A 221-nucleotide genomic window follows, 5' to 3' on the forward strand; every position below is an offset into this window, starting at 1 on the left:
AATACTAATCGATCGAGGACTTAACCAAAAAAGTTTGAAGCATTCAATGAACCGTTTATCCAGTTTTGAAAGAATAAGAAAGTTTTTTTAAAAAACTTGCATTTTATAACTAAATATGTTATAATAAATCTTGTCTTTTAAATAAGTCTAGTGATGATGGCAAAGAGGTCACACCCGTTCCCATACCGAACACGGAAGTTAAGCTCTTTAGCGCCGATGGT

At 33.0% G+C, this 221-nt stretch carries 1 rRNA gene; it reads left to right on the plus strand.

Features of this window, described 5'->3' with window-relative positions:
- Positions 1–146: 146 nt before the first annotated feature.
- Positions 147–221: ribosomal RNA gene (rrf, locus tag KVT27_RS26535) — 5S ribosomal RNA — on the plus strand; the annotation flags it as partial.

This window comes from Lysinibacillus sp. GbtcB16 (assembly GCF_019091145.1).
GTDB lineage: Bacteria > Bacillota > Bacilli > Bacillales_A > Planococcaceae > Lysinibacillus > Lysinibacillus fusiformis.